A 22,999-nucleotide genomic window follows, 5' to 3' on the forward strand; every position below is an offset into this window, starting at 1 on the left:
TAAGTTAGTCAAGTCTCGTGCTGGTTCACGCGAGCTCGGAGACGACGCCCAGATGCCGCGGGGCGAGCTCCTGCTGGAGCACGAGGGCGGCGCTCCCCACCGCGGCGGCGTCCGAGATCTGCGCCGAGAGGCGCACGTCGACGCCGTGCCGGCCGCGTGCGTGGAAGGACGTCGCGAGGCGGTGCCGCACGGCCGCGAGGTAGATCGAGCCGGCCACGGCGAACGAGGGACCCGCCAGCACGATCGAGTCCAGGTCGAGGACGTTGGCCAGGGTCAGCGCCGCATCGGCGACGTGCTCGGCCGAGTCCTCGACCAGCGACGTGGCCAGCGGATCGCCCAGCACGGCCGCGGTGGCCACAGCGGCGAAGTCGGTGAACGGGTCGGCGGGCTCGGGCAGCACGATCGAGGAGGTCCGGCCGCGCGCCAGGGCTGCGCGGGCGTGGGCAGCCACGGCGGCGGGACCCGCGAGGTCCTCCAGACCGATCTCCCCCGATCGGCCCGAGCCTCCGGCCACCGGACCAATCGCTCCGGCGTTGCCGCTGGCGCCACGGTAGAGGCTGCCCGCGAGCACGATCCCTGCACCCAGACCCGCGCCCATGTACAGGGTGCCGTGGGCCTTGGAGTCACCGTCGCCACTGGCCCAGAACTCACCGATGGCCGCCGCTGCCGAGTTCGTCTCGACCACGACGTCCAGCGCCGCCGCGTCCGCCAGCGCGTCACGGACGCCGAACCCCTCCCACCGCGACAGCGAGCGCGAGGACACGATGCTGCCGCGCTCCAGGTCGACGACGCCCGGCAGGGCGAGCCCGAGGCCGACGACGACCTCCTGGGGCAGCCCGGCGACCGCGAGCAGGTGCTCGACGTCGCGCGCGATGCTCGGCACGACGGCCTCCGGTGCCTCGTCCCGAGCGCCACGGACCCGGGTGCGCGCGACGATCGCGCCGGCCGCGTCGACCACGGCGAGGATGATCCAGTCGGCGCCGAGCTGAACGCCCACGGCGCAACGGGCGCGCGGGTTGAGCACCAGCTTGATCCGAGGTTTGCCGCCCGTGAACTCCCGCTCGCCGGACTCGACGAGCAGGTGGTCGTCGAGCAGGCCCCGCACCACGGTCGAGATCGTGGCCTGCGTGAGTCCCGTGATCTCGGCGAGCTCGACCCTCGACACAGCCCGACGCTGTCGCACCACGTCGAGGACGAGCCCCCTGCTCGTCGCCGCTGCTGTGCGCACGCGCTCTCCTCGCTCACCCTGCGACGCCGGTGGGCCATACTGCCGACGTGAGCAGTCACGGCCAGGCGTCATCGGCGACCCTACCGGCGCCCACACCCCCCACGCGCTTCGGTATGGCGGTGCTGCGTGCGCCCGGCCATCGGGGCATGGACGTGTTCTTCTCCGGGCTCCTCGACGGCATGGACCCGGTGCTGCAAGCCGCGGGGGCCGTCATCGACCTGCTGATCGTGGGCTCGCCCGAGGAGGAGCGCGTCGCACTGCGACGCTGGGCCGAGCAGCGTCTCGTCATCGGCGTCGTCATCGCGGACCTCGGCGAGGACGACCCGCGCCCCGCGCTGTGCCGGGAGCTCGGGATGCCGGCCGTCGCCCTGGGGGGCTGCGACGACGAGGCGACCTCCGCCGTCCTCGTGGACAACGCGGCCGCCATGCGGCTCGGGGTCGCGCACCTGACCGGACTCGGGCACACACGGCTGGGACGGGTGTCCGGACCGACCCGGTTGCGGCACACGCGTCAGCGGGATGCGGCCTTCGCCGACGAGCTGGCTGCGCGCGGCGCGTCGAGCGAGACGCTCGAGGGTGACTACACCGAGGATCGCGGCTACCGCGCGACGGCCGAGATGCTGGCCCGCCCGGACCGCCCGACCGCGATCGTCTACGACAACGACGAGATGGCGATCGGCGGGCTGCGCGCCGCCCGCGAGGCCGGGCTCGAGGTGCCGGCCGACCTGTCGGTGCTCGCGTGGGACGACTCCTCGGTCTCGCGTCTGGCCGAGCCGCCGCTGTCGGTCGTGAGCCGCGACGTGCACGAGCTCGGCGGTCTCACGGCGCGCGCGCTGCTCGCCGCGGCCGCCGGCGACCGCGTGCAGCTGGTGCACGACGCGGACGCGCAGGTGATCACCCGCCGCAGCACCGCTCCCCCGCGGCGCTGACCGGCGCAGCCGCGCACCGCGCGAGCCGGAACGTTGACAGGCTTACTTAAGCGCTCTAAGTTACTCGCCAGCCGGTCAATGTGCGCCCGGCCACACGTGAGGAGACAACGATGCTCTTGACTCGGATGACCAGAGCGACGGTCGTCATGGCCGGAACCGCCGCGATGGTCGCGCTCGCGGCCTGTGGGGGCGGTGGCGGGGGCGGAGGCGAGCCCGGTGCCCAGGACATGGACCCGGAGACCTGCGGACCGGCGGGCGACCTGACCGTGCTGACGTGGCGCACCGACCTCGTCGAGGACGGCACCTTCGACGCCTACGTCGCCGACTTCAAGGAGGCGTACCCGGAGATCGGCGACGTCGACATCCAGGGCATCACCGACTACGAGGGCGAGGTGAAGACCCGGATGAGCACCGACGACTACGGCGACGTGCTCGCGATCCCGGGATCGGTGTCACCCGACCAGCTCTCCCAGTTCTTCGAGCCGCTGGGCGAGCTGTCCGAGATGCAGACGCAGTACCGCTGGGTCGAGCCGGAGTCCTTCGAGGGCCTGTCCTACGGCATCCCGGTGGTGGGGAACGTGATGGGCGCGGTCTACAACGTCGAGGTGTTCGAGAGCGCCGGGGTGACCGACTTCGCGACGACGCCGGAGGAGTTCCTGACCGATCTCGAGGCGGTCAAGGCGGCGAACCCCGGCATCGCGCCGCTGTACACCAACTACAAGGACGGCTGGCCGCTGACGGCCTGGCAGTCCTATGTGGGCGGCGTGTCCGGCGACCCCGAGTTCACCAACGGCATGACGACCGACGAGGCGCCCTGGTCGGGCGGCAGTGACATGGAGGTCATCGACGGCCTCCTCTACGACGTCGTCGCGCAGGGCCTGACGGAGGCGGACCCGACGACGACGAACTGGGAGCAGTCGAAGCAGATGCTCGCCACCGGCCAGATCGGCGTCATGATGCTGGGCTCGTGGGCCATCCCGCAGATGCAGGATGCCGCCGAGGCCGCGGGTGAGAGCCGCGACATCATCGGCTACATGCCGTTCCCGGTGCAGACCGACGGCACCTTCCACGCTGTCGCGGGTGGCGACTACAACCTCGCCATCAACGTCCACTCGAGCAACAAGTGCGCCGCGCGCGCGTGGATCGACTGGTTCAACCACGAGTCGGGCTTCTCGGAGTCCCAGATCGGGCTCTCGCCCCTGGTCGACGGGCCGGTCCCCGAGTCCTTGCAGGCTTTCATCGAGGACGTCGAGCTCGTCGAGATGGCTGCGGCTCCGGAAGGTCAGGAGTCCCTCTTCAGCGACATCGACACCGAGTCGGGGATCCTCACGACCTCGCCGGACTACCGGATGAAGATCGTCGACGACGCCCGCTCGGGCGCCCGGACCAAGCAGCAGGTCTTCGACGACCTCAACGCGGCCTGGGGTGAGGCCGTGCAGGCCGTCAGCGCGGGCTGATGGCTCTGATGACGCCGGCGCGGCGGTCTCCCCGACCTGCCGATGACCCGCCTGCCGGGCGAGCACCCGGCAGGCGGGTCACCGCTCGCCGAGGCCGGGAGCGGGTGGTCCCGTACTTGTTCGTGCTGGCACCGATCGCGCTGCTCGTGACCTTCACGTACGTGCCGGTGGCCAACATGTTCGCGTACTCGGTCACCGACTGGGACGGCCTGGACCGGGTCAAGAACTTCGTGGGGCTGGCCAACTACGTCGACGTCTTCACCGAGCCGGACAACCTGCGCGTCTTCGTGGTCTCGCTGTACTACCTGGGCGCCTCCTTCGTGCAGATGGCGCTGGCGCTCTACTTCGCGACGGTGCTCAGCTTCCGGGTCCGGCTGAAGAACCTCTGGAAAGGGATCCTGTTCTTCCCCTACCTGATCAACGGTGTGGCGATCGGCCTGATCTTCCTCAACTTCATCAGACCGGGAGGTGGCCTCGACAGCGCCCTGCTCGCCGTCGGCCTCGAGAGCGTGATCCGACAGTGGACCGGCGACCCGGAGGTCATCAACTACACGCTCGCGGCCGTCAGCGTGTGGCGGTACATGGGTCTGAACTTCGTGATGTTCCTGGGCGCGATCGCCTCGGTCCCCGGCGAGATCTACGAGGCGGCCGAGCTCGACGGCGCAAACCGCTGGCACCAGTTCCGTCACCTGATCCTGCCCTCGATCAAGCCGATCGTCGGGTTGAGCTTCATCCTCGCGATCTCCGGTTCGCTGTCGGTCTTCGAGGTGCCCTACATCATGACCAACGGCGGCAACGGCTCGGAGACCTTCGTGATCCGCACGATCAAGATGGCGTTCGAGAACAACAAGGTCGGGCTCGCCTCGGCCATGGCTGTGGTGCTGCTGGCCATCGTGCTCGTGGTCACCTGCGTCCAGCGGCGGCTCGTGCCCGAGGAGAAGGTGGACCTGACATGAGGCAGATCGTGATCTCCGCCGTCAAGTACGCCTCGCTGGTGGTCGCGTCAGTCATGATGCTGCTGCCGGTCGCGCTGATCATCACGGGCTCGTTCAAGACGAACCAGGAGTTCCTCACCACCGGCCCGTTCGACGCCCCCGAGAACTGGCTCAACCTGTCGAACTACGCGACCGCCTTCACGCGCGGCGGGATGCTGCTGGGGTTCGCCAACACGGCGATCATCCTGGTGGCGGCGATCACCGGCACCATTCTCATCGGCGCCGCCGCCGCGTACGCGATCGACCGGTTCACCTTCCGCGGTCGCACGGCCACCCTCGCGCTGTTCCTGCTCGCGACCCTGGTACCCGCGGTGACGACGCAGGTCGCCACGTTCCAGGTGGTCAAGGCCCTCGGGCTGTACAACAGCCAAGGCGCCCTGATCGTGCTGTTCATGGGCACCGACATCATCTCGATCTACATCTTCGTGCAGTTCATGCGCAGCATCCCGCGCTCGCTGGACGAGGCGGCCAAGATCGACGGCGCCGGCCACCTCCGGATCTTCCTGCAGGTGATCCTGCCGAACCTGAAGCCGGCGATCGCGACCGTGATCATCATCAAGGGCATCGCGATCTACAACGAGTTCTACATCCCGTTCCTGTACATCACGAACCCGGACCTGCGACCGATCTCGACCTCGCTGTTCGCGTTCAAGGGACCGTTCGGGGCGCAGTGGGAGGTGATCTCGGCCGGGGTGGTGATCACGATCATCCCGATCCTGGTGCTGTTCCTGGCGCTGCAGCGCTACGTCTACAACGGGTTCACCTCGGGCGCGACGAAGTAGCCGACCCTCACCCCGCGATGTCAGCGACGGTCGCGCCAAGGCCGCGCACGAGGTCGTCGACGTCGACCCACACGCTGTAGCCGTGCGCACCGCTGCCCATCGACACCCGCCGGCCGGTCAGCGAGGCGTCCACGTAGGTCGGGTACTCCTGCAGGCTCCCGAGCGGGGTGATCGTCCCGCGCTCGTGCCCGACGGCGTCGAGCGCCTCCTGCGCCGAGGGGAACTTCAGCTTGTTGACACCCAGCAACGCGCGGAGCTTGGCGAACGACACCGAGGCGTCCCCCGGGACGATCGCGAACACGTACTGGCCGGTACCGGCGCGCATGACGATCGACTTCGCGATGTCGGCAGGGCTGATCCCCAGGATCGCGGCGGCCTCCTCGAGGCTGTTCGCGTAGGGGCGTTCCTTCACCTCGATGGGGATGCTGCGCGCCGTCGCGTCGGCGCGGACACGGACCAGGCCATCGGGCTCACTCACGCCGACGAGCATACGAGCCGCATAACCAGGTGACCGGTTCAGCCGTGCGGAGCAGACTCGAGCGCTGTGCGCACCACGATCCGTACCGAGAACGCCGCCGACCCTGCCGAGGTGGCCGCGATCGCCGTCGTTCACGCGACCGCCTTCGATCGCCCGCAGCACGGAGCGCTCCCCGCCGCCCTGCGTGCCACCGGCCACCATCGACCGCGGTGGTGCTTCGTGGCGCTCGACGGCGGAGCGGTCGTCGGGCACGTGATGGTCGGTACCGCGTTCCTCGAGCGCCCCGACGGCCAGGTCATCGAGGTCCCGAACCTCAGCCCGCTCGCGGTGCTGCCGAGCCGCTGGCGCGAGGGGATCGGCCGCGCGCTGGTCGAGGCCGCCGTCGCAGCCGTGGATGCCGACGGCGAACCGTTCGTCGTCCTGGAGGGCTCGCCCGCCTACTACGGTCGCCTCGCCTTCGAGGATGCGCGTGCGCACGGCGTCACGCTCCCGCTGCCCGACTGGGCACCGCCCGCGGCCGGACAGCTCCGCCCGCTCACGCGCTACCGCCGTGTCCCCGGCACGATCGTCTACCCGCCCTCGGTGCAGGCCGCGTTCGAGGCGGTCTGAGCGGACACCTGCCGGTCACCGTGCCGTCACGTCGCCTCGTTAAGGTCGCATGCATGAGCCAGCACCGCCCTGTGATCATCGCCCACCGAGGCAACGCCAGCATGGCGCCGCCCAACACCATCGCCGCCTTCGAGTCGGCGTGGCGAGCCGGCGCCGACTACCTCGAGCTCGACATCCAGGTGACGGCCGACGGCGATGCCGCCGTCATCCACGACGCCACCCTGGAGGGGACCACCTCGGGCGTCGGACCGGTCGCCGAGCACACCGCGGAGCAGATCGTCGCGCTCGACGCCGGATCCTCGTTCTCGCCGGTGTTCGCAGGCGAACCGGTGCCGATGCTGTCGCAGGTGGTGGACTTCCTCCGCAGCCACGTCGAGATCGGGCTGGTGCTGGAGATCAAGGGCGACTGGGCGCACGAGCCGCTGCAACGAGCCCTCGACCTCGTCGACGACCCGGCACTGGTGGGGCGCCTCGTCGTGGAGAGCTTCTCGGTCGAGACGATGACGGCGGCGCGCGACCTGGCGCCGCACCTGCGCCGCGAGCTGTTGATCGACGAGGCGCCGGAGCACCTCCTCGGGCTGTGTGCCGAGCTCGACGTCAAGGGTGTCGGGCCTGACGGCCGGCTGCTGCTGCAGCGTCCCGAGCTCGTCCAGGTCCTGCACGAAGCGGGGCTCACCGTCAACGTGTGGACCCTGAACGAGCCGGAGCACTGGGCCGCCGCGACCGCGATCGGTGTCGACGGCATCGTCACCGACCGTCCCGACCGCCTCGCGGGTTGGTTGAGCGGCCGCACGATGTCGTGACCGCTCGGGCGGTCCGCTCGCCCGCGGTGGGCCGGCTCAGTCGAGGCAGAACTCGTTGCCCTCGGGATCGGCCATGACGATGAAGCCGATGCTCAGCGGCGCCTCCGGCTCGTGCCGCCGCAGCCGGGTGGCGCCGAGCGCGACGAGCCGCTCGCACTCGAGCTCGAGGGCGGCCATGCGTTCGTCGTCGCGCAGGTCTGAGGCGGTCCGGACGTCCAGATGCACCCGGTTCTTGGCGACCTTGTCCTCGGGGACCTGCTGGAAGTAGATCCGCGGGCCGGCGCCATCCGGGTCCTCCAGGGCCGAGGCGGTGTTGCGCTGGTCCTCGGGCACGCCGGAGCGCTCGAGAAACTCGTCCCAGGCGGCGAGCGGATCGGCACCTGGCGCCAGCTCGACACCGGGTGGCGGCGGGTGGACGTATCCGAGCACGTCCCGCCAGAACGTGGAGAGGACCCGGGGGTCCCGGGCGTCGAAGGTGATCTGGATCGTGCTGCTCATCGCGGCTCTCCCTCGGTCGCGTTGCGGGTGTCACGGTAGAGGTCACGCAGCAGGCAGACCTCCGAGAGGTGATGGATCAGCTCCCGGTGGATGTGGAGCACCAGTGCGGCCAACGGCGCCTCGGCGTACGGTCCCTCCGCCTCGCCGCACGGCCTCATCAACCCTTCCTCGCCGAGCGCCTCGACGCCGGCCAACCAGGTCGCGTACTCGGCCTCGAGCTGGGCGAGGGCCTCCTGGGCGGTGGCCGCGTACTCGAACGACTCGTAGCCGATGGCGTCGCGGCCGAAGTGGGAGGCGTTGCGCATCGCCAGCACGCCGACGATGACGTGCCCCAGCCGCCAGGAGATCGTCGTGACCGGCGCCGGCTCCGGCTCCGGGATGGCGAAGTCGATCGTCATGGCGCCGGCGCCGACCTGCACCGGGGCGGTGCCGGTTCCGCGCGGGCGCACGCTCCAGCTGCCGGGCGCGGGTTCCCAGAAGTACTCGTCGTCGGTGAGGTCGGCCAGGCGGGGGCGGAGGTGGCGGCCCCAGTGCCAGTCGATCTGTTCGCGGAGAAGCTCGTTCCATGAAGGTGTCGTGCTCATGGGTTCGACTCTCCCGTCGATCACGGACAGTTACGGTCCGTGATCGGTGGGAGAGTTTCCACGTGAACACCGAGGGATCCACCGAGCGGGTGCTGCGACTGCTCGGGCTGCTGCAGCGGCGCCCCTCCTGGACCGCCGTCGAGCTCGCCGAGGAGCTGGGTGTCACCGACCGCTCGGTCCGCCGGGACGTGGAGCGGTTGCGCAGCCTCGGCTACCCCGTGCGCGCCACGGCCGGGGTGGGCGGCGGTTACCGGCTGGGTGCCGGCAGCCGGATGCCGCCCCTGCTCCTGGACGACGACGAGGCCACGGCCACGGCCGTCTCGCTGCGGCTCGCGGCGACCAGCGCCGTGGCCGGCGCCGGCGAGGCGGCGGTGCGCACGCTCGCCAAGCTGGAGCAGGTGATGCCACCGAGGCTCCGCGCCGCGGTCAGCGCCGTCCATCTCGCCACCGACACCCTGGTGGGGGCGCCCGCGGAGGTGGGTGCCGACGTCCTCGTGACGCTCGCCCGCGCCTGCCGCGACCACGTGCGGGTGCGCTTCATCTACGCGCGCGACGAGGCCGACGAGCACGACCGGACCGTCGAGCCCGTCCGCATGGTCACCACCGGGCAGCGCTGGTACCTGATGGCCTACGACGTCGACCGCGAGGACTGGCGGACGTTCCGGCTGGACCGGATGCGGCAGGTCGAGGCCACGACGTGGCGCTTCCGCCCCCGCGACCACCCGGACCCGGCGACCTACGTGCAGGACGCGATCACCACCGCGCCGTACCGGTACCACGCACGGGTTCGGCTGCGCGCCGCGGCCGACGAGGTCCGCCGCCAGGTCCCGCCGCAGGTGGGGCGGGTGGACGAGGACGTGGACGGCTGGTGCGTGCTCAGCGCCGGCGGCGATCACCTGGACTGGCTCGCGATGCACATCGCCGCGCTCGGTCTGGAGACCGAGATCCTGGACCCGCCCGAGCTCGCGCACGCGGCGCGGCTGCTGGCCGACCGGCTGACGAGGATGGCGGCCACCACCTGAGCGGCCGGCTTTCCTGCCGATCACGAGAAGCAGGACGCCGGCGGCGGTCCGCACCTCAGTCGAGCACGCGCTCGATGTCGACGATGTAGCGTCCAGGCATCGGCGGCGACGGCGCCGCCCCGGAGGGAGAGCACCATGAGTGAGCCAGACGTCGTCGGCGGGGCTGACCACACCGATGCCGACGAGCTGAACGAGGACGGCGTGAAGATCGGGCTCGGTGAGGAGAACAACACCTTCGAGCCGGAGGAGGAGCCTGACGCGACGCCCGAGGAGCCTGCCGAAGGCGCTGACGGGTCCCAGGACTGACGAGCAGAGCCGGCGAGGACGCGGCGCCCAGCACGTCGGCGGACGGCTGGGCGCCGAACGCGCAGCTCGCCGCGACGGCTCAGTGCGTGTCTTCTGCCGCGATCTCGCTGCGGTCGCCCGACCACAGCGTGTGGAAGGTGCCTTCGCGGTCGATCCGCTTGTAGGTGTGCGCACCGAAGAAGTCGCGCTGCCCCTGGATCAGGGCTGCGGGCAGGCGCGGCGCGCGGAGGCCGTCGTAGTACGCGAGCGAGGCGGCGAACGCCGGCGCCGGGATCCCGGACATCGCCGCGCCCGCGACGACCTCGCGCCACGCCTTCTGCGCGGCCACGAGCGCGTCGCGGAAGTACGGGGCGGTCGCGAGGCTGACCAGCCCGGGGTCGGTCTCGTAGGCCTCGGTGATCCGGTTGAGGAACCGTGCCCGGATGATGCAGCCGCCGCGCCAGATCTTGGCGATCTCGCCCTTCTTGATGTCCCAGCCGTACTGCTTGGCGCCCGCGATGATCTCGTCGAAGCCCTGCGAGTAGGCGATGATCTTCGAGGCGTAGAGCGCCTGGCGGACGTTCTCGATGAAGGCGGCCTCGTCCTTGACCTCCCAGGTCTGGTCGGGCCCGGGCAGATCGGCGGCGGCGGCGCGGGCCTCGCGGTCGGAGGACAGCGACCGCGCGAACACGGCCTCGGCGATGCCCGAGACCGGGACCCCGAGGTCGAGCGCGGTCTGCACGGTCCAGGCGCCGGTGCCCTTGGCACCGGCGGAGTCGAGGATGACGTCCACGAGCGGCTGGCCGGTGCTGGCGTCGACCTGACGAAGCACCTCGGCGGTGATCTCGATCAGGTAGGAGTCGAGCTCGCCGGTGTTCCACTCGGCGAAGATGTCCGCGATCTCGGCGGGGCTCTTGCCGGTGCCCTGCCGGATCAGGTCGTAGGCCTCGGCGATCAGCTGCATGTCGGCGTACTCGATGCCGTTGTGGATCATCTTGACGAAGTGCCCAGCACCATCGGTGCCGACGTGCGTGACGCACGGCTCGCCCTCGGCCACGGCGGCGATCGAGGTGAGGATCGGCCCCAGCGTCTGCCAGGCCTCGGCGCTGCCGCCGGGCATGATCGACGGGCCCTTCAGTGCGCCCTCCTCGCCGCCCGAGATGCCGGCGCCCACGAAGTTGATGCCGGTCTCGCGGACGGCCTTCTCGCGGCGGATCGTGTCGGTGAAGAGCGCGTTCCCGCCGTCGACGATGATGTCGCCCGGCTCGAAGACGCTGACGAGCTCGTCGATCACGGCGTCGGTGGGTCGCCCGGCCTTCACCATGATGATCGCGGTGCGGGGCTTGACCAGGGAGTCGGCGAGCTCCTGCACCGTGGCGGCCTTCACGAACCCGGCCTCGGGGTGCTCGGCGAGCAACGTGTCGGTCTTGGCCGTGGTGCGGTTGTACACCGCCACGACGTTGCCCTCGCGGCTCGCGAGGTTACGAGCCAGGTTCGACCCCATGACGGCGAGGCCGACGACGGCGATGTTGGCGGTGGGCGTGGTCATCGTGACTCCGATCGTGCGCAAACGTGCTGGCAGGCTCTGCGGTGGCGGCTACCGACGTAGACGATGCCAGCATCCCGCACGGGCGACGAACCCGTCTCACGATCGCCACCCTTTGCCACCTGCGCCCTGCCCCATCTCCGCCTTGCGGAAAGCGCTCTGGGGTCGTCTGGGGTCACCCCGCGGACCGAGGTGACCCCAGACGCCGGATCCTCAGACCGACGTGCGCTCCCGGTCGCGCTCGGTCTCGTCTTGCCCGACGGCGGTGGTCGCCACCGGCTCGCGGCTCACCTCGGGCTCGTCGCGGAACAGGTCCTCGGAGGACGCCGAGTCGTACTGCTCCTGGTCGAGGATGCCCTCGCGCTTGGCGACGATCGTCGGCACCAGCGCCTGCCCGGCGACGTTGACCGCGGTCCGGCCCATGTCGAGGATCGGGTCGATGGCGAGCAGCAGCCCCACGCCCGCCAGCGGCAGCCCGAGCGTGGACAGCGTCAGCGTGAGCATCACGACGGCGCCGGTCACGCCCGCCGTCGCGGCCGAGCCGAGCACGGAGACGAAGACGATCAGCAGGTAGTCCCAGATCGACAGGTCGATCCCGAAGAACTGCGCGACGAAGATCGCCGACAGCGCCGGGTAGACCGCGGCGCACCCGTCCATCTTGGTGGTGGCTCCGAAGGGGACCGCGAACGAGGCGTACTCGCGCGGCACGCCCAGGTTGCGCGTGACCACGCGCTCGGTCACCGGCAGCGTGCCGATCGAGGAGCGGGAGACGAACGCCAGCTGGATCGCGGGCCAGGCGCCGCGGAAGAACCGCGACACCCGCAGGCCGTGGACGCGCAGCACCACCGGGTAGAGCAGGAACAGCACCAGGGCCAGCCCGATGTAGATGGCGACGGCGTAGGTCCCCAGCGGCGCGAGCGCGTCCCACCCGTAGGTGGCCACCGCGCGACCGAGCAGGCCGATGGTGCCGATCGGCGCGAGCCGGATCACCCACCACAGCACCTTCTGGATGACGGCGAGCGCCGAGCGGTTGAAGTCGAGGAACGGCTGGGCGGAGTCGCCGACCTTGAGCGCCGCGATCCCCACGACGATGCCGATCACCACGAGCTGCAGCACGTTGAAGCCGGCGGCGTCGCCCGAGGTGTCCAGGCCGAGGAAGTTGGCCGGGATCAGACCGGTGAGGAAGTCGGTCCAGGAGCCGGTCCTGCCGGGCTCGCCCGCAGCGGCCGGGTCCACCCCGGAGCGCATGCCTGGCTGCAGGATCAGCCCGAGCGCGATGCCGAAGGACACCGAGATCAGCGCGGTGATGGCGAACCAGAGCAGCGTCTGGCCTGCGAGGCGGGCTGCGTTGGTGACCTTCCGCAGGTTCGCGATCGAGGCGATGATCGCGGTCACGACCAGCGGCGGCACGATCGTGCGCAGCAGGGTGACGAAGCTCGAACCGATCACGCTGAGTGTCTCGGCGAGCCAGTTGTTGATGTCCTGGCCCTCCTCGTCGACGCCGATCGGGCCCATGCGCAGCGCGATGGCTCCGAGGATGACGCCCAGGACGAGCGAGATGACGATCTGCACCGAGAACGACGGCAGCCTCAGCCGGCGCCGCTTCTCCGGCGTCTCAGGATCGGTGGTGGAGGTGGTGGTGGACATGGTGCCTCTTTCGACGATGACGTGCGGATGTGAGCGGTCGAGATGCCGACGCGCGCGTGAGCGCCGGGCGCGATGGCGCTGAGAACGCGGTGCGAACGGAGCGCAGTCAGCGGGCGTGGCGACACAGCGCGCTGGCGACCCGGAGCAGGTCGACGGCACGACGGCTCGTGAAGGAGCCCGATGCGTGGTGTGCAGCCATGTCGGCTCGACGGTACCCACGTGGTCCCGCCGCGCATCCGACCGAAGGCCTCGTCTCAGGATGTGGACCGAGACAAAGAGGCTGGAGAACTAGGAGGTGGGAAGGGCTGCGGCGTGGTGGCGGCCCAGCGGGAGCACGAGGGGCTTGCCGTTGGTCGGGTCGGGCACCACGAGGTTGTCGAGACCGAACACGTCGCGGACGCAGGTCTCGGTCAGCACCGCGGAGGGCTCGCCGGCGGCGTAGAGTCCGCCGGCCTTGATCGCCACCAGATGGTCGGCGTACCGGGCGGCCAGGTTGAGGTCGTGCAGCACCATCACGATCGTGGTGCCGAAGTCGCGGTTGAGGTCGGTCAGCAGGTCGAGGACCTCGATCTGGTGGGTGACGTCGAGGAAGGTCGTGGGCTCGTCGAGCAGCAGCAGCTCGGTCTGCTGGGCCAGCACCATCGCGATCCACACCCGCTGCCGCTGACCACCGGAGAGCTCGTCCACGGAGCGGTCCGCGAGGTCGGCCGTGCCGGTGACCTGGAGCGCGCGGGCGACAGCGAGGTCGTCGTCGGAGGTCCAGCGGCTCAGCATGCCCTGGTGCGGGTGCCGGCCGCGGCCCACGAGGTCCGCCACGGCGATGCCCTCGGGCGCGATCGGCGACTGGGGCAGCAGCCCCAGCGTGCGGGCGACCTCCTTGGTCGACATCGCGTGGATGCTCTTGCCGTCGAGCAGCACCGAGCCGGAGCGGACGGGCAGCAGCCGTGACATCGCCTTGAGGATGGTCGACTTGCCGCAGGCGTTGGCCCCGACGACCACCGTGATCCGTCCCGGCGGGATCGGCAGGTCGAGACCCTCGACGACGGTGCGCTCGCCATAGCCCAGACCGAGGCCCTCGGCGGTGAGTGAGTGGGCGTTGCTCATAGCGAGCCTCCGGACCTGTTGGAGCGGACCAGCAGATAGATGAGGAAGGGGGCACCGAGGGCGCCCGTGATGACACCCACCGGGAACCGGGTGCCGAGTGCGTACTGAGCGAAGAAGTCGGCCACGAGCACGAGCAAGGCGCCGAACAGGCCCGAGGCGAGCACGGGCGAACCGACCGGACCCAGGATCCTGGCCGCGATCGGCCCCGACAGGAACGCGACGAACGCGATCGGGCCGGCGGCCGCCGTCGCGAACGCCATCAGCGTCACCGCGACCACGATCAGCAGCACCCGGACGCGCTCGACGGGCACGCCGAGCGCAGCGGCGGTCTGGTCACCGAGGCGGATCGCCTCGAGGTCCCGCAGCAGGTACAGCAGCACCGGCGTCAGCAGCACCACGGCGAGCAGCAGCGGCAGCGTCCGCTCCCAGGTGGCGCCGTTGAGGTTGCCGGTGAGCCACCGCATCGCGACCTGCATGTCCCAGGCGGCCGCACCCGAGAGCACGTAGGAGACCACGCTGCCGAGCATCGAGGCGACACCGATGCCGATGAGGATCAGCCTGGTGTTCGCCACGCCACCCTGCTTGAAGGCCAGCAGGTAGATGGCGAAGGCCGTGGCGAGCGCGGCGGCCGTGGCCATCACCGACACCGTCGTGGGGCTGACCGCCAGCACCAGGATGCCGATGACGGCGGCCGCGCTGGCGCCCGAGCTGATGCCGATGACGTCGGGGCTCGCCAGCGGGTTGCGGAGCATGGTCTGGAAGGTGGCGCCGGCGAGCCCGAACGCCAGGCCCACCATCAGCCCGGTACCCGCGCGGGGCAGCCGCAGCGTGCCGACCGTGAAGGAGGCACCGTCGACGTCGCCGCCCAGGATCACCATCAGCACGTCGGAGAAGGGATAGTTGGTCCGGCCCAGCATCAGCGACAGCCAGAACACCACGACCACCGCGAGCCCGAGCCCGAGGTGCACCAGCAGCCGGCGCCGGCCGCGGCGCCGGCGGCCGGCCGTGACCGCCTCGAGCGTCGCGGCGAGCGCGTCCGGCTGCACGGCGGTCACAGGTCACGCACCTTCTGCCGGCGCACGATCCAGATGAAGAACGGCGCTCCGAGGATCGCGGTGATGATGCCGGCCTGGATCTCCTCGGTGCCGCCGACCAGCCGACCCACCACGTCCGCCGCCGTCAGCAGCGCGGCACCGGCGAGCGCGGAGAGCGGGATCAGCCACCGGTGGTCGACCCCGGCGAGCAGGCGGACCACGTGCGGCACGACCAGCCCGACGAAACCGATCGGACCCGCGACCGCCGTCGCCGCACCGCACAGGACGACCCCACCCACCGCGGCGAGCAGCCGGGCGCGCATCACGTTCTCGCCCAGCCCGGCGGCCAGCTCGTCACCGAGCGCGAGGGAGTTGAGGGCGCGCGCCGAGGCCAGCGAGAGCAGCATCCCGGCAGCCAGGAACGGCAGCACCAGACCGATCGTGCCCCAGGAGCCGCCGCCGACTCCCCCGATCTGCCAGAACCGGAACGACTGCATGTCCTGCGCGCGGGGCAGCAGGATCGCGCTCACTATCGCACCGAGCGCCACCGACGTGGCGGCACCGGCGAGCGCGAGCTTGAGCGGTGTCGCACCACCACGACCCAGCGAGCCGACGACGTACACGAACACCGCGGCGATCGCCGCGCCGACCATCGCCACCCAGATGTAGCCGACCTGGGACGACAGCCCGAGAAACACCATCCCGATCACGACGGCGAGCGAGGCGCCCGAGTTGACGCCGAGGATCTCGGGGTCGGCGAGCGGGTTCCTGGTGACCCCCTGCATGACCGCACCGGAGACGCCCAGCGCGGCGCCGATGACCAGCCCGAGCACCGTGCGCGGCATCCGCTTGAGAACGGCTGCCTGCGCCGTGGTCTCCTGCCCGCCTCCGATACCGGCGACCAGGTCGTCCCAGCTGACGTCGAGGACGCCGAACGTGACCGAGGCGAGCCCCACGAGGACCACCAGCGCCACCAGGCCGAGGGTGGCCAGCACGCGCACGGACACCGGCCGGCGACTCCTGTCGACGGCCGGTGCCACCGTGAGGGTGGCGGTCACGGGACGATCCGCTGTCCGCTGGGCATGAGCTCCGACCTCAGGAAGCCTTGCCCGCGGTCTCGTCCAGCAACGGCAGGTAGTTCTCGATCAGGTGGGAGATGCCGAGCGGGCTGGGGTTCGCCGAGGCGGCGGTGGCCGGGTCGACCGTCTCGTCGAGGAACACGATCGCGCCGTTGGCGACCGCCGGGATCCGCGACAGCAACGGGTCGGCCTGGAGCACCTCGAGCTCCTCGCCGGTGCCGTAGGTGACGATCACGTCGAAGTCGCTGAGCTCGTCGACCGCCTCCGCAGCCGCCGAGGCGAGGAACTCCTCGGTGCCGGCCGCGGTGACGGCCTCGGGAACGGTGAAGCCGGCCTGCTCGCTGAGGAAGACCTGGCGGGGGTCCACCATCGTGTAGAAGCCGACGCTCGACAGGTCGGTGACGTCGAACCATGCGAACGCCGCGCCCTGTCCGCCGCCGAGGTTGGCGTACCCGTCGACGGCCTCGCTGATATGGCTCTCGAGGTCGGCGACCAGCGCCTCCGCCTCGGTCTGCAGACCGAGCGCGGTGCCGTTCACGGTGATCGTCTGCTGCCAGGTGGTCCCCCAGGCGACGTCCGGGAACGCCACGACCGGCGCGATCTCGCTCAGGATCCCGTAGTCGTCCTCGGTGATGCCCGAGTAGGCCGCGAGGATGACGTCGGGAGCGGCGTCACCGATCGCCTCGAAGTCGACGCCGTCGGTGCCGTCGTACATCTCCGGGGTCTGCGCGCCCAGCTCGGTGAGCTTGTCCTCGACCCACGGGAGCACGCCGTCGCCGTCGTCGTCGCCCCAGGTGGCCTCCTCCATGACGACCGGGACCACGCCGAGGGCGAGGGCAGCCTCCTGGTTGCTCCAGCCCACGGTGGCGATCCGCTCCGGCTGCTCCTCGATGACGGTCTCGCCGAACGCGTGGGTGACCGTGATCGGGAACTGGGCGGAGGCCTCGGGGACCTCGGACTGATCGCCTCCGGCGTCGTTGTTTCCCGTGGGGGAACCGGCGCACGCCGCAAGGGCGAGCGATGCTGCTGCGGTCGCGATGATCGCGACGGCGGGGCGCGAGACGCGCATGGACAACTCCATCTCGGAGGGGCAGGTAACTCGGCAAGGCTAGCCTTACCTAATTCAATTACGTAACCCTGCACTTGTGTGAATTGGATCGCTCTCCGGACGCCCCCTCCTATGCTCGGGGGATCCGGCACGCGCCCCACCCTTGGCGCGACGGGCGACGACGCCCCTGCAGCCGGCGCGACCGACCCACGAGGACAGCCTGTGACCACACTCTCCGCCCACGTCGCCCGCACGCTGGCCCACCACGTCGATCACGTCTTCGGGGTGATGGGCAACGGCAACGCCCACCTCATCGACGCTCTGGAGCGGCAGGGCCACGTCGGCTACACGCCGATGCGGCACGAGGCCGGCGGCGTGGTCGCGGCCGACGCCTACTTCCGCGCGTCCGGCAGGCTGGCCGCCGCCACGGCGACCTACGGCGCGGGTTTCACCAACACGATCACCGCCCTCGCCGAGGCCGCGCAGGCGCGGGTGCCGTTGCTGCTGATCGCGGGTGAGGCGCCGACGTCGGGCCTGCGACCCTGGGACGTGGATCAGAACGCCCTCGCCTCCGCGGTCGGCGTCCGCACCTACACGGTCGGCCGCGCCGACGCCGGTGGCACCGTCGTGCTGGCGATCGAGCACGCGCTGAGCTATCGCACCCCGGTGGTGCTCGCGCTCCCGTACGACGTCGTCACGACCGACGTCGTCGCGCTCGACGACGGCGAAGCGCGCCTGGAGCCTCGCGTGGCGCGCCCACAGGGTCCCTCGGGCGAGGTCGCGCGGGCGCGGGTCGCCGGGTTCGCACGCGCCCTGGCCACCGCCGAGCGGCCGCTGCTGCTGGCCGGTCGCGGCGCCTGGTTGTCGGGTGCCGGGCCTGCTCTGGGACGCGTCGCCGACCTGACCGGGGCGTTGACGACGACGACGGCGCTGGGGCGCAACCTGTTCCCCCGGCCCGAGTACGACCTGGGCGTCGCCGGTGGCTTCGGTGCCGACGGTGCGATGGCGCTGATCCACGAGGCGGACGTGGCCCTGGTGGTCGGCGCCTCCCTCAACCAGTTCACGATGCGCTACGGGGACCTGCTCGCCCCGCGTGCGCAGGTGCTCCAGATCGATGCCGCCGCCAGCGCGACGCACCCGCAGGTCAGCGGCTTCGTCAGCGGCGATGCCCGGCTGGTCGCCGAGGCGCTCTCGGCCGAGCTGGAGGGGCTCGGGGCCGCACCGAGCGGCTGGCGAGACCGGGTGGAGGTGACGGCCGCCCGTACCTACCCGCGCGGGGCGGGCCAGTGCGCCGACGGAAGGCTCGACCCTCGCAGCGCGGCCGCCCGCATCGCCGAGCTGCTCCCCGCGGACCGCATCGTCGTCGCCGACGGCGGCCACTTCCTGGGCTGGTCGAACATGTACTGGCCGGTCGCCGCGCCGGATCGCGTCATCATGGTCGGCACCGCGTTCCAGTCGATCGGTCTGGGCTTCCCCAGCGTCGCGGGTGCCGCGCGGGCCAACCCGGAGGCGACCGTGGTGCTCACCACCGGCGACGGCGGTGGGCTGATGGCGGCAGCCGACCTGGAGTCCGCGGTGCGGGTCGCCGGCGGTCGAGGTCTGGCTGTCGTCTGGAACGACGGCGGGTACGGCGCGGAGATCCACGTGTACGGCCGCCAGGGCCTGGCGCCCGAGCCGATGCTCATCCCGCAGGTCGACTTCGCTGCGCTCGCCACCGCGATGGGCGGCGAGGGGGTCGCCGTCGGCACGCTCGAGGACCTCGAGGCGTTGGCGAGCTGGGCGGCGCGACCGGCCTCGGCGCGCCCTTTCCTGCTGCTGGACCTGCGCATCTCGCCCACGGTGGTCGCGCCGTACATGGACGAGCTGCTGCGAGCGAGCGCCGGAGCCCAGCTCACCTCGCCGGCGCGCTAGTCAGCGCTGAGGCAGCAGGCTACGCCCGAGGAAGTCGGCGAGCTCGGCCGTGGCGGTCAGCGGGAGCACGTGCGCGACGTACTGGTCGGGCCGCACCACCACGACCACTCCCTCGCGCGAGAGGCCGCGCTCGGTGAAGATGTCGACGTCGGTCCAGGCGTTCGGGCCGGCGGCGTACACCTTCTCCCAGTCCATCAGGCCGAGCGGGCCGGTCCTGGGGAGGAACACCGGTGGCACCGCCGGCAGGTCCACCTCGGCGTAGTCGCACTGATAGATCACCTTGACGTCGAGAACGGCGTCGACGTCGGCATCGGCCGGGGTGAACCGCGCGAGCGGTGACGACGGCGTCGCCAGCCACGCGGCCCACTGCGCGAGCGCGGAGCCGCCGGAGTCGGGGAACGCGTAGATCCGCCACCGGCCGTCGGCTCGCGCGTGGTGCCCGAGATGGACGGCGTTGCCGTCGCAGACGCGCACCACCTGGGCCGACTTGAAACGCATCCCGACCGGGTAACCGGTGGCGAGGTGCTGGTGCTCGTCGCTCCCGACGATCGACGACGGGGGGTAGCGGGTCATGAAGCCGGACGGGAACTCCGCCGTCGCCAGGTAGTGGGTCGCCAGATCCTGCGGGTCGGTGATCTCCTCGGGTCGGCGCGCCATCAGCGAGGACCACTCGCGGTCGAAGTCGATCAGCTCCTGCGCCACCGGTCTGCGCTCGGCCGCATAGGTGGCCAGCAACGTCTCCGGGCTGCGGCCGGTGAGCACCGCCCCCAGCTTCCAGCCGAGGTTGAAGCCGTCCTGCATCGAGACGTTCATGCCCTGCCCGGCCTTGGCGCTGTGGGTGTGGCACGCATCGCCCGTGAGGAACACGCGCGGGGTGCGAGCCACCCCCGGCAACACGTCGTCGAACCGGTCGGTGACGCGGTGCCCGACCTCGTAGACGCTGTGCCAGGCGACCTGCCGCACGTCGATCGAGTACGGGCTCAGGATCGCGTTCGCGCGCCGGACGATCTCCTCGATCGGCGTGCTCCGGACCCGGTGGTTGTCGTCCTCGGCGACCGCGCCCAGGTCGATGTACATCCGGCTCAGGTAGCCGCCCTCGCGCGGGATGTGGAGGATGTTGCCGGCCGCGGAGGTGATCGCGCACTTGATGCGCCAGTCCGGGAAGTCGGTGTTGACCAGCACGTCCATCACACCCCAGGCGTGGGCCGAGGCGACGCCCACGTGCCGGCACCCGATCGCCGTGCGCACCCCGCTGCGCGCGCCGTCGCAGCCGGCCACGAACGTCGCGCGGACGGTCCGCTCGCGCCCGGCTCGTGCCTCGGTGCCGTCGGCGTCCTCAGCGACGTGCCGCAGCCGCACCTCGACGGGGTGCTCGCCGCTCTCGTGCACCTGCAGCCCGAGGAACTCCACACCCCAGTCCGGGACGATCCGCGCCGGACCCTGTGCGGCCGCCTCGGCGAAGTAGTCGAGCACGCGCGCCTGGTTGACGATCAGGTGCGGGAACTCGCTGATCTTGAGCCCGTAGTCCTCGGTGCGGGTGGTGCGGACGATGTGGCCCGGGTCCGCCGGGTCCGGGCCCCAGAAGTTCATCCATCCGATGTTGTAGGCCTCGGCGACGATACGCTCGGCGAAACCGAAGGCCTGGAACGTCTCGACGCTGCGGGGCTGGATGCCGTCGGCCTGGCCGAGCGCCAGGCGCCCGGGGCGGCGCCCGACGACGCGCGTGACGACGTCCGGGAACTGCGACATCTGGGCCGCCAGCAACATGCCGGCCGGCCCGGAGCCGACGATCAGCACGTCGACCTCGTCCGGCAGCTCGGCCGGACGGTCCAGACCGGCACCCGCGGCCGGCTGCACCCGAGGATCTCCCGACACGTAGCCGTGGTGGTGGAACTGCACCGGTGAACCTCCCCGACGTCGCTGTCGTGCCCGCAGGAGCGGCCTCATCCGAGCGAGGCGCCCCCTGTGTCCGGCGATCGTATACGACCGCGACGACGCCGTAACGAGTGTGTTTCTGCCCGGGTTCCGACCGATGTCACCGTGCCCCGGACCGCTGCCTCCCGGCAGGATCTTGTGCTCGAGCACAGTTTCGGGCCGGAGATCGTTGGTGCCGGGCCGGGTGAAGCGGTACGCACTTGTGCGCTTGAGTGTGCCCACGGGGCGCAGGTACGAACCATCCCTACCGTCCTCTCGTGCCTGGTGCACCGATCCCCGACCCCTGGAGGCCCTCGTGAAGTCCCCCCACCGCTCTCGGTCGCACCGCTCACCCTTCCGACGACGCATCGCAGCATCGATCGCACTGGTCGGCCTCGGTGCGGTCACCATCGCCGGATGCAACGCCGACGCCGGCGGGAACGCCGGTGACGGCGATGCCGGCGCCGGCGACGGCGCCGACAAGCCCACCCTCGTCATCAGCCTCGACAGCGCCGTCGACATCCTCGACCCGCAGCAGTGGCGCACCCCCGGCGCCATGGTCACCACCGGCAGCCTCGTCGAGCAGCTGATCGAGCAGACCTACGAGACCGAGGGCATCGCCAACCTCGGCACCACCGAGATGGAGAACGCGCTCGCCGAGTCCTACACCTACTCCGAGGACGGCACCACGATCACCGCGGTGCTGCGCGAGGGGCTGACGTTCACGGACGGCACCCCGCTGACCGCGGCGGACGTCGTCTGGAGCTACCAGCGCGGCCTCGAGGGCAACACGACCTACACCAAGGTCCTCTACGCGATGGTCGGCCTCACCAGCGAGAGCTTCACCGCCGTCGACGAGCGCACGGTCGAGATCAGGGCCGAGTTCGCCTCGCCGCTGCTGGACAAGATGCTCGCGATGCAGCCCTTCGGGATCTTGTCCCAGGCCACGGCCGAGGCCAACGGCACCCCCGAGGATCCCTTCGCCGAGGACTGGTACCGCCAGAACGACAACTCCTCCGGCCCCTACACCGTGGCGTCCTTCGACCCCACCACGAGCATCGTGCTCGAGCCGAACCCGGCCTACTACGACCAGGACAAGATCGCCAACTCCCGGATCACGATCCAGTTCGTCTCCGACCCCTCGCAGCGCGCGCTGCTGCTGCAGAGCGGTGAGATCGATCTCGCGGGCGGGCTGCCGCTCGACCAGGTCGCGCAGCTGGAGGACGTCGAGGGTCTCGAGGTGGTCTCGGAGGCCTCGAACCGTCTGGAGTACCTGGGCATCAACACCACCCAGGCGCCGTTCGACGACCCCCGGGTGCGGCAGGCGATCGCCCTCGCCCTCCCGTACCAGACGTTCGTCGACGAGATCATGTACGGCTACGCCAATGCCTCGACCGGCCTGGTGCCCGAGCAGATGGAGACCCACAGCGCCGACGCCGGTGCCTTCGAGGAGGACCTCGACGCCGCGCGTGCGCTGCTCAGCGAGGCCGGTGTCCTCGACTTCACCACGACGCTGTCCTTCAAGCAGTCCTCGGCCGTCGAGTCACGCGCCGCCGTCTACATCCAGTCCGCGCTGGCCGAGATCGGGATCACGGTCGAGATCAACGCGTTGCCGGACGCCGAGTTCACGCAGCGCACGTCCGCCCGTGACCTCGAGCTGTACCTCAACAACTTCCTGGGCTGGGGCGCCGATCCCTTCTACCAGATGAAGTCGCTGGTGGGCACAGGGTCCGGCACCAACTTCAACAACTACGGCAACGCGGACCTCGACGCCCTCATCCAGACGGGCTTCGAGACCCAGGACGCCGCGGAGCGCGATGCGATCTCGGCCGAGGCGCAGCGGATCATCTTCGACGAGATGCCGCTGATCCCGCTGTGGAACCCCGACTGGACCTACGTGGTCCGCGACGGCGTCAGCGGGCTGACCAAGGACAACACCGAGCAGCTCCGCCTCCAGTACCTCACCAAGGAGTAGCCCGCCGGGTGGGCGGCCGCCCGAGCGGCGTGCCGCCCACCCGAGAGTGCTCCGACCCACCACCCACCCGC

General features: G+C 70.9%; 22 protein-coding genes. 10 read left to right on the top strand and 12 right to left on the bottom strand.

Annotated elements, in window-relative coordinates; genetic code table 11:
* Positions 1-25: 25 nt before the first annotated feature.
* On the bottom strand, positions 26-1,165 hold the full coding sequence (locus tag GPA04_RS09155; protein ID WP_162458566.1) for an ROK family protein: 1,140 nt from the start codon (positions 1,163-1,165) through the stop codon (positions 26-28).
* 176 nt (positions 1,166-1,341) lie between these two features.
* Between GPA04_RS09155 and GPA04_RS09160 the strand changes: the two genes are divergently transcribed.
* From GPA04_RS09160 to GPA04_RS09175, 4 genes are all read left to right on the top strand, one after another.
* Positions 1,342-2,157 carry a LacI family DNA-binding transcriptional regulator gene (locus GPA04_RS09160; protein ID WP_156223767.1) on the top strand — a complete coding sequence of 272 codons (816 nt, stop codon included), beginning with the start codon at positions 1,342-1,344 and terminating at the stop codon, positions 2,155-2,157.
* Between the two features lie 125 nt (positions 2,158-2,282).
* Complete coding sequence (locus tag GPA04_RS09165; protein WP_241680690.1) at positions 2,283-3,614, top strand: ABC transporter substrate-binding protein; 1,332 nt, start codon at positions 2,283-2,285, stop codon at positions 3,612-3,614.
* Entirely contained in the window at positions 3,614-4,570 is a 957-nt protein-coding gene (locus tag GPA04_RS09170; RefSeq protein ID WP_156223768.1) for a carbohydrate ABC transporter permease, read from the top strand. The genes GPA04_RS09165 and GPA04_RS09170 overlap by 1 nt, the downstream gene beginning before the upstream one ends.
* The gene (locus GPA04_RS09175) at positions 4,567-5,391 is read left to right on the top strand and encodes a carbohydrate ABC transporter permease (protein WP_156223769.1); all 825 of its coding nucleotides are present in this window, start codon (positions 4,567-4,569) and stop codon (positions 5,389-5,391) included. The genes GPA04_RS09170 and GPA04_RS09175 overlap by 4 nt, the downstream gene beginning before the upstream one ends.
* Before the next feature lie 7 nt (positions 5,392-5,398).
* Here the strand turns inward: GPA04_RS09175 and GPA04_RS09180 are convergent, their stop codons facing one another.
* A complete protein-coding gene (locus tag GPA04_RS09180) occupies positions 5,399-5,881 on the bottom strand; it encodes an aminoacyl-tRNA deacylase (protein ID WP_156223770.1) in 483 nt (160 codons plus the stop codon).
* Positions 5,882-5,935: 54 nt separating this feature from the next.
* On the opposite strand from GPA04_RS09180, the gene GPA04_RS09185 reads away from it, so the two are divergent.
* Both GPA04_RS09185 and GPA04_RS09190 read left to right on the top strand, forming a co-directional pair.
* Positions 5,936-6,478, top strand: a complete 543-nt coding sequence (locus GPA04_RS09185; RefSeq protein ID WP_156223771.1) for a GNAT family N-acetyltransferase — start codon at positions 5,936-5,938, stop codon at positions 6,476-6,478.
* Positions 6,479-6,531: 53 nt separating this feature from the next.
* A complete protein-coding gene (locus tag GPA04_RS09190; RefSeq protein ID WP_156223772.1) occupies positions 6,532-7,281 on the top strand; it encodes a glycerophosphodiester phosphodiesterase in 750 nt (249 codons plus the stop codon).
* Positions 7,282-7,317: 36 nt separating this feature from the next.
* Here GPA04_RS09190 and GPA04_RS09195 read toward each other — a convergent pair whose 3' ends face one another.
* The gene (locus tag GPA04_RS09195; RefSeq protein ID WP_156223773.1) at positions 7,318-7,779 is read right to left on the bottom strand and encodes a VOC family protein; all 462 of its coding nucleotides are present in this window, start codon (positions 7,777-7,779) and stop codon (positions 7,318-7,320) included.
* Positions 7,776-8,363 (bottom strand): DinB family protein, encoded by a 588-nt coding sequence (locus GPA04_RS09200; RefSeq protein ID WP_156223774.1) that lies wholly within the window; start codon positions 8,361-8,363, stop codon positions 7,776-7,778. The genes GPA04_RS09195 and GPA04_RS09200 overlap by 4 nt, the downstream gene beginning before the upstream one ends.
* Before the next feature lie 62 nt (positions 8,364-8,425).
* On the opposite strand from GPA04_RS09200, the gene GPA04_RS09205 reads away from it, so the two are divergent.
* Entirely contained in the window at positions 8,426-9,385 is a 960-nt protein-coding gene (locus GPA04_RS09205; RefSeq protein ID WP_194238941.1) for a helix-turn-helix transcriptional regulator, read from the top strand.
* Positions 9,386-9,520: 135 nt separating this feature from the next.
* Positions 9,521-9,691 (top strand): hypothetical protein, encoded by a 171-nt coding sequence (locus GPA04_RS09210; protein WP_156223776.1) that lies wholly within the window; start codon positions 9,521-9,523, stop codon positions 9,689-9,691.
* 79 nt (positions 9,692-9,770) lie between these two features.
* Here GPA04_RS09210 and gnd read toward each other — a convergent pair whose 3' ends face one another.
* The 7 genes from gnd to GPA04_RS09240 form a co-directional block, all read right to left on the bottom strand.
* Positions 9,771-11,219, bottom strand: a complete 1,449-nt coding sequence (gene gnd / locus GPA04_RS09215) for an NADP-dependent phosphogluconate dehydrogenase (RefSeq protein ID WP_156223777.1) — start codon at positions 11,217-11,219, stop codon at positions 9,771-9,773.
* 210 nt (positions 11,220-11,429) lie between these two features.
* A complete protein-coding gene (locus tag GPA04_RS09220; RefSeq protein WP_156223778.1) occupies positions 11,430-12,863 on the bottom strand; it encodes a dicarboxylate/amino acid:cation symporter in 1,434 nt (477 codons plus the stop codon).
* Between the two features lie 106 nt (positions 12,864-12,969).
* Positions 12,970-13,062: a putative leader peptide gene (locus GPA04_RS21505; RefSeq protein ID WP_366464542.1), complete on the bottom strand. Its 93-nt coding sequence runs from the start codon at positions 13,060-13,062 to the stop codon at positions 12,970-12,972.
* Positions 13,063-13,151: 89 nt separating this feature from the next.
* Positions 13,152-13,967 carry an ABC transporter ATP-binding protein gene (locus tag GPA04_RS09225; protein ID WP_156223779.1) on the bottom strand — a complete coding sequence of 272 codons (816 nt, stop codon included), beginning with the start codon at positions 13,965-13,967 and terminating at the stop codon, positions 13,152-13,154.
* Positions 13,964-15,022 carry a FecCD family ABC transporter permease gene (locus GPA04_RS09230; protein WP_241680692.1) on the bottom strand — a complete coding sequence of 353 codons (1,059 nt, stop codon included), beginning with the start codon at positions 15,020-15,022 and terminating at the stop codon, positions 13,964-13,966. The genes GPA04_RS09225 and GPA04_RS09230 overlap by 4 nt, the downstream gene beginning before the upstream one ends.
* Positions 15,019-16,059, bottom strand: coding sequence for a FecCD family ABC transporter permease (locus GPA04_RS09235; RefSeq protein WP_156223780.1), 1,041 nt, complete (start codon positions 16,057-16,059; stop codon positions 15,019-15,021). The genes GPA04_RS09230 and GPA04_RS09235 overlap by 4 nt, the downstream gene beginning before the upstream one ends.
* A gap of 37 nt (positions 16,060-16,096) precedes the next feature.
* Complete coding sequence (locus tag GPA04_RS09240; RefSeq protein ID WP_156223781.1) at positions 16,097-17,149, bottom strand: ABC transporter substrate-binding protein; 1,053 nt, start codon at positions 17,147-17,149, stop codon at positions 16,097-16,099.
* Positions 17,150-17,350: 201 nt separating this feature from the next.
* Between GPA04_RS09240 and GPA04_RS09245 the strand changes: the two genes are divergently transcribed.
* Positions 17,351-19,039: a thiamine pyrophosphate-binding protein gene (locus GPA04_RS09245; protein ID WP_156223782.1), complete on the top strand. Its 1,689-nt coding sequence runs from the start codon at positions 17,351-17,353 to the stop codon at positions 19,037-19,039.
* Here the strand turns inward: GPA04_RS09245 and GPA04_RS09250 are convergent, their stop codons facing one another.
* Positions 19,040-20,938: an FAD-dependent monooxygenase gene (locus GPA04_RS09250; RefSeq protein WP_156223783.1), complete on the bottom strand. Its 1,899-nt coding sequence runs from the start codon at positions 20,936-20,938 to the stop codon at positions 19,040-19,042.
* A gap of 331 nt (positions 20,939-21,269) precedes the next feature.
* Here GPA04_RS09250 and GPA04_RS09255 point away from each other — a divergent pair, with 331 nt between their 5' ends.
* Positions 21,270-22,928, top strand: coding sequence for an ABC transporter substrate-binding protein (locus tag GPA04_RS09255; RefSeq protein WP_162458567.1), 1,659 nt, complete (start codon positions 21,270-21,272; stop codon positions 22,926-22,928).
* The last annotated feature ends 71 nt before the right edge of the window (positions 22,929-22,999 follow it).

The organism is Pseudactinotalea suaedae, assembly GCF_009733815.1.
Lineage (GTDB): Bacteria > Actinomycetota > Actinomycetes > Actinomycetales > Beutenbergiaceae > Pseudactinotalea > Pseudactinotalea suaedae.

Bases quoted from the DNA above. Each gene is read 5' to 3' on its own strand.
- GPA04_RS09160 (WP_156223767.1), top strand. From the start codon at position 1,342: ATGGCGGTGCTGCGTGCGCCCGGCCATCGGGGCATGGACGTGTTCTTC.
- GPA04_RS09165 (WP_241680690.1), top strand. From the start codon at position 2,283: ATGACCAGAGCGACGGTCGTCATGGCCGGAACCGCCGCGATGGTCGCG.
- GPA04_RS09170 (WP_156223768.1), top strand. From the start codon at position 3,614: ATGGCTCTGATGACGCCGGCGCGGCGGTCTCCCCGACCTGCCGATGAC.
- GPA04_RS09175 (WP_156223769.1), top strand. From the start codon at position 4,567: ATGAGGCAGATCGTGATCTCCGCCGTCAAGTACGCCTCGCTGGTGGTC.
- GPA04_RS09180 (WP_156223770.1), bottom strand. From the start codon at position 5,881: ATGCTCGTCGGCGTGAGTGAGCCCGATGGCCTGGTCCGTGTCCGCGCC.
- GPA04_RS09190 (WP_156223772.1), top strand. From the start codon at position 6,532: ATGAGCCAGCACCGCCCTGTGATCATCGCCCACCGAGGCAACGCCAGC.
- GPA04_RS09195 (WP_156223773.1), bottom strand. From the start codon at position 7,779: ATGAGCAGCACGATCCAGATCACCTTCGACGCCCGGGACCCCCGGGTC.
- GPA04_RS09200 (WP_156223774.1), bottom strand. From the start codon at position 8,363: ATGAGCACGACACCTTCATGGAACGAGCTTCTCCGCGAACAGATCGAC.
- GPA04_RS09210 (WP_156223776.1), top strand. From the start codon at position 9,521: ATGAGTGAGCCAGACGTCGTCGGCGGGGCTGACCACACCGATGCCGAC.
- gnd (WP_156223777.1), bottom strand. From the start codon at position 11,219: ATGACCACGCCCACCGCCAACATCGCCGTCGTCGGCCTCGCCGTCATG.
- GPA04_RS09220 (WP_156223778.1), bottom strand. From the start codon at position 12,863: ATGTCCACCACCACCTCCACCACCGATCCTGAGACGCCGGAGAAGCGG.
- GPA04_RS21505 (WP_366464542.1), bottom strand. From the start codon at position 13,062: ATGGCTGCACACCACGCATCGGGCTCCTTCACGAGCCGTCGTGCCGTC.
- GPA04_RS09225 (WP_156223779.1), bottom strand. From the start codon at position 13,967: ATGAGCAACGCCCACTCACTCACCGCCGAGGGCCTCGGTCTGGGCTAT.
- GPA04_RS09240 (WP_156223781.1), bottom strand. From the start codon at position 17,149: ATGCGCGTCTCGCGCCCCGCCGTCGCGATCATCGCGACCGCAGCAGCA.